The following is a 5,134-nucleotide window of genomic DNA, read 5'->3' as shown; positions in this document are numbered from 1 at the left end:
TTGAATTTTTATCGGGCGGGAAAAACCCTCCGCACACCCATCGACCAGTACGTGAAGCGGGTCTCGCAATGGCTAAGCCAAGGGTTCGTCTTCGATCACGGCGGCTGGCATGACAATTGGTACGATCTGTTCATCAAGTTTGGCCAGTCCAACGTTCAGCCCATGCGTGAGCAGGAATGGGACTTTTTCGCTGGTCTCAATTGGGACCCGGCACGGGTGCTGATCAATGACGAAAACGAGCCTGTCTGGCCGCGAGGAAAGGTGAGTCCTGCGGAAAAATGGAAGCTCTACAAACCCTATTTCAAAGATGTTCTCTACCCGCGTATGCGCCATTATTTCCCGCGGCATACGCTGGGATTTGGCACGCCTGATTGGGATGGAGTGGCCACCGCTTTGCATATGGATTGGTGGCCGGCCGATAAAAACACGCTGCTACGATTGCATTACTATCCCAGTCAAGGCGATGAAGGGATCTGGAAAATCGATCCCCTTCAACGCCCGCAGCTTGATAGCATGATGAACAAGGTTGCTGGTCTGCAAAACCATCTGAAGATCCCAGTTATCTATTTTCAGGAATATGGTGTTCACTGGAACCATCCTAACCGGAGCGCCGCGCTTCAGAATATCCGCAAGGCGATCCAGGCGCGCGGCTGGCCTTGTGCCGTATGGTCGGCAAGCATCAATCCCGCGGCAGCCGATTCATTTTTGGTGGTGTCCCTCGACGAACACGGGCTCTGGCGGCCGGTGGAAAGCGCTCTCGGCGCGTTCGGAATCGATTGAATAGGCGAAAGACAAGCTGGCAGCATTCGGAAGCAGAAAAGTATTCGACTTTCACGGACTGGTCCGAGACTCGGGACGACACCGGCGGCGGCAAGCTGTTTACTAACTACCCGCTTAACTAAACTAGGAGGAATGATGTCTGCTGCAAAGCTTATCCGTCGCAGCTTCGCCATTCTGTCATGCACGGCACTCTCGTCCGTCAGCCATTTTGCCCCGCGCGGCGCGCCTCGGAAGTGCGAGTGATTTCCTGCTCAGGACAAGGTGTTCCATGGCCCGTGTGCTTCTGCTCTTGGCGCTCACGCCGGAGGCGCAACTGCAATCTTAGATTGCCCGGCTCGAGTCGTATTAAATAAGGTCAATTCCCTTGCTGCAACCGGCACTGATGCCAGGAGCTCCTGACTACACATGAAAAAGTTGTTCTTGATGGTTCGGCGATGCTCGCCGATTGTCGTCTGTCTTGCGATCCTTCGCCTTGCATTCGCCGCCAGCCCCGCGGCGGCGCAGCAGGTGTGGTTCGCGCCGCCCGACAATATGGATCGAGGGGCCCGCACCTTTAACCACGACTTTCCGCAGCTGTTCGATCCCAACCCCGCGTGGGACCCGAAGATCGACGTGTTCAAGATATCGCCGAAGATGGGCTCCACGATCGGCCCCGCCGACGAGTTGACCCGCATCAACGCATTCCTGAAGGAGCGGCATATCGCGCTTGCCGTGGACGTCGGCGCAATGCAGGTGGACAACGCCAACCCGGTTCCGGGCGAGTGCGGCTACGGCGTGGAGGGGATGGTCCGGCCCGGACGCAACGCCATACAGTTCAAGCGTCTGAAGGAGCTCGGGATGGACATCCGGTACGTGACGATGGATGAGCCGCTGATCTTCGGCCACTACTACAACAAGAAGAATGCCTGCGGCTATTCGATCGACGAGGTCGCGCGAAGGGTCGCCGCCGCCCTCGCCGAGATCCGGCAATACTATCCGGACGTGCGCATCGTCGACTTCGAAGCGCGCAAAGCATGACCGCGGCGCAATGGAACGCGGACTTCCCGAAGTGGCTCGAAGCCTATCGACGCGCTACGGGACATCCGCTCGACGCCATCGTGTACGACCTGGACTGGCGCCCGTCCTGGTCAGAGGTCGTCATTCCGGGCATCCGCGTCGCGCACCAGGCCGGGATTCGGGTGGGCATTGTTCTCGACGGTGCCGGCAAGTCCGATGCGGAAGCCGTGGCGGACTATAAAAAGAACATGGCATCCGTGGCTGGCCTCCATGCGCCGTTTGATTTCGTCGTCATCGCGAACTGGACGCCGCATCCCGCAAACGACCTTCCGCAGTCGGACCCCAATTCGTTTACCGGCGTGCTGCATTACTATAATGCCACATATCACCCGTCTGCCCGCAATTGCTTCATCACGCACGATCTACACCGCCGTAACAGAGAACTGAGAGGACTCTGACAATGATGGAGACCATGCTGTAATGAAGAAGGGGATCCAAAAATTACCGATGTTACGGACTTCCTTGCTGATCATCGTCTGTCTTCTGGCGCTCCTTTCGCCCATCGCCGGCGGTCCGGCGATGGCTCAGCAAATCTGGTTCAACATGACGAATTACAACATGCCAGGGGGCGTCGATGGCCCGCAGGGCTGGAGAAAGTTGTTCGACGATCCGAACGCGCCGTGGCCGGATTTCATGAATCACGTTCAGGTGGTCGCTGCAGCGGGCATCATGCAGGTCCCCGACGATGTGCTCGCCAAGATGTTTGTCAAACTGAAGCAAAAGCACATCAGCTTCGCGATGGAGAGCCTCGCCCAGAGTTGGGTTCATGAGCCCGAATGCGGCCATGGCGTGGAAAGCTATTACGATCCTCCCGGAGCGAGAAAAGTCGCTGAGAAGATCAAGGCGGCAGGTGGTCAGATCGACATCGTCGCGATGGATGAGCCGCTCTATTACGGCCGCTACTATAGCGGTCGGGATGCGTGTCACAGCTCAATTGAAAATGTTGCCGAGCGTGCCGCCGCGATCTTGCGTGAGTATCAGAAGGTCTTTCCAAACGTAGTGATCGGCGACATCGAGCCCTTTCCGGCCATCACCAGCCAGTCAAATTGGCAAAATGAATATTCAGTGTGGATGCAGGCTTTCTCGGCCGCCAGCGGGCAGAAGCTCGCCTTTTTGCAGTCGATATCAACTGGCGAGGCGGAACGGGAGGACCGCGCCCTGCCGATTTGCAGCAAAGCCTTCGCCAAATCGCATATCCCACACCGTCGAACCGACCGCCTTGGCATAAAGGCCGTTTGTGCCGCCGAGCGCCTTTATGCCCCCGACGCCGAATTCGAGCACATAGGAAAACGCCAGCGTCAGCAGGCGAATACCAGCGGGCTAAGATTCCAGCGGAACGGCAGATATCCGACGGCGCTCGCCGCCGCAGCGGCAAGTGTTGCGCCCACGAGCATGCCGACCCTCGGGCTGATGCCGTAAGTCGTGGCAAGATAAGTCGAGACGTAACCGCCAATGCCGAAAAACGCCGCGTGCCCGAACGAGACCTGGCCGACAAGCCCGCCAATGATATTCCAGGCGACGCACAGATACATCCAGGTCAGCAAGGCGACCGCAATGGAGATCGCGTAGGGGCCCGAGAATTGCAGCACTGCGGCCGTTGCCTGCCACGATGATCAAGATGCTGACCGTGATCTGCCGATCGATGCGCGACCGAAGCCAGCTCATGCGTTGCTTCCACGACCGAACAGGCCTCGCGGCCGGAGCAGCAGCGCGGCGCCAAACATCATGGCGTCCCACTCGAACTCATCAATCTCATGGGTCGGCACAATAAGCTTGTGCAAGGTCGATGGGACACAGGCAAGACCTTCGAGTACAAGTTCGATGTGAATGTGACTGAAGTGTTCGGCTGCTTCGTCCGCTTTCGCCAAGGCTTCTATGTGCTTGGCTTTGCGGTGGAGAACGGGGACGTTCTGTCCGGCAATGACGAATTGCAGGAACGGGGTTGGCTCGCCCCTCGCGACCTACTTGGTCCCAATCCGCAGTTCGGGAAAAGGCAGCTCTGAACGGGCTTGCCTAGACCCGAAAGACCCGTTCTCGAAGCGTTGCCAGCGCTTTAGCGCTTTTGCTGGACGCCTATGGAGGAAGGGCTCCTGAGGGCACTTACGAACTGGCGCTCCCAAGCCAGAAACACACCCCTGAAACTTCTAAAGAGAAAATAGAATAGCTAAGGGGTGCATTGAGCCCTCGAGGCCGTTCCGCCTCCTCACGGAGTACGATGGGCCATCACCACCATCATTACAAATCCTCAAAGTTACAACTCATGACAACCGTTATCGGTTTGCACGAGCAATACGCTCTCGCGCCGCCGCTGGACTTCAAGTCCGCCATGGATAGGCACTGGACGGATACGCTCCAAATGCCGTCATCACCAGCCTTACGCTCTCTTTGGGAGACCATGGGCAGGGCTTTTGTACGATCAATCATCGCCCTTATTGATGAGCGTGACACGCCTTGGAAGGTGCTTCAAGGTCTTCCTCTATTCGACGATCGCTGAACTAACGGCGTCCTTTCGCTTCCACAAGCTTGGACAGCGTAGCCTTTGTTTTTAAGAGATGCTTGGTGATGCTGGCTTCTTCGTCGACAAATCTTGCCGTTGGTACCGGAATCGAGATCGCATGAGGGTTGCCCAAGTGATCTGGCAAAGCCACACCGGCAGCGCAAATCCCAAGGGTGTGTTCTTCTCGATCGAGAGCAAATCCCCGCGCACGCACGTCGTTCAATTCGAACAGAAGATCATTCAAATTCGTGATCGTGCTCGGGGTCCGCCGCTCGAATGAGCGGCCGAGCAGGCGTTCGATCTGCTCGTCATCCAGGGTCGCCAGATAGGCCTTTCCATTGGCCGTGCAATAGAGCGGAAAGGATTCGCCAATCGCCGAGACGGCCCTGAGCCGCTGCGGTCCGATGACCTGGTCGATGAAGGTGGCCCGGTCCTTGCGAATGGCGGCGAGGTCGACAGTTTCCTGCAGATCGCCGGACAGCTTGGTGAGCTGGGGCCGCGCGATCTCAGCAAAATCGGGGCCGGTGGTGCGCGCGAGGCGGAGCAGCGCCGGGCCAAGAACCACCTTGCCGGCAGCGCCGGCCACAAACAGCAGACCCTCGCCTTCCAGCGCGTTGACGATGCGCTGCACGGTCGAGCGGGCAAGGCCCACTCGGCCGGCAATCTGACCGAGGCTAAGACCCGTGGCCTCCTCTTCAACAACCCGAAGGATAGCAGCCGCCCGCGAGATGACCTGGATCTGGTTCTTCTCGGGAGCCGGAGAGCTGCGGCGGACAACAGCGTGCTTTTTCATGATTCTTA

General features: G+C 58.0%; 6 protein-coding genes. 3 read left to right on the top strand and 3 right to left on the bottom strand.

All coding sequences use genetic code 11. The annotated features are described in order from the left end of the window. From JOY90_RS16325 to JOY90_RS16315, 3 genes are all read left to right on the top strand, one after another. A partial coding sequence (locus JOY90_RS16325) for a cellulase family glycosylhydrolase (protein ID WP_291692152.1) occupies window positions 1-780 on the top strand: 780 nt, incomplete at its 5' end. A 507-nt stretch (window positions 781-1,287) separates the two neighbouring features. Then, a complete protein-coding gene (locus JOY90_RS16320; RefSeq protein WP_291692151.1) occupies window positions 1,288-1,797 on the top strand; it encodes a hypothetical protein in 510 nt (169 codons plus the stop codon). Beyond that, window positions 1,794-2,234 (top strand): hypothetical protein, encoded by a 441-nt coding sequence (locus JOY90_RS16315; RefSeq protein WP_291692150.1) that lies wholly within the window; start codon window positions 1,794-1,796, stop codon window positions 2,232-2,234. The genes JOY90_RS16320 and JOY90_RS16315 overlap by 4 nt, the downstream gene beginning before the upstream one ends. 900 nt (window positions 2,235-3,134) lie before the next feature. Here the strand turns inward: JOY90_RS16315 and JOY90_RS40160 are convergent. The 3 genes from JOY90_RS40160 to JOY90_RS16300 all read right to left on the bottom strand — a co-directional run. Continuing rightward, window positions 3,135-3,368: a hypothetical protein gene (locus tag JOY90_RS40160; protein WP_367276945.1), complete on the bottom strand. Its 234-nt coding sequence runs from the start codon at window positions 3,366-3,368 to the stop codon at window positions 3,135-3,137. Window positions 3,369-3,497: 129 nt separating this feature from the next. Beyond that, window positions 3,498-3,704 (bottom strand): hypothetical protein, encoded by a 207-nt coding sequence (locus tag JOY90_RS16305; protein WP_291692148.1) that lies wholly within the window; start codon window positions 3,702-3,704, stop codon window positions 3,498-3,500. 627 nt (window positions 3,705-4,331) lie between these two features. Then, window positions 4,332-5,134, bottom strand: an 803-nt coding sequence (locus JOY90_RS16300) for an IclR family transcriptional regulator (protein ID WP_291692147.1), incomplete at its 5' end; no start/stop codon positions are given.

It is taken from the genome of Bradyrhizobium sp. (assembly GCF_019242285.1).
Lineage (GTDB): Bacteria > Pseudomonadota > Alphaproteobacteria > Rhizobiales > Xanthobacteraceae > Bradyrhizobium.
Note: the sequence above shows the minus strand (reverse complement) of the source record. Positions and strands in the feature narration are given on the sequence as shown.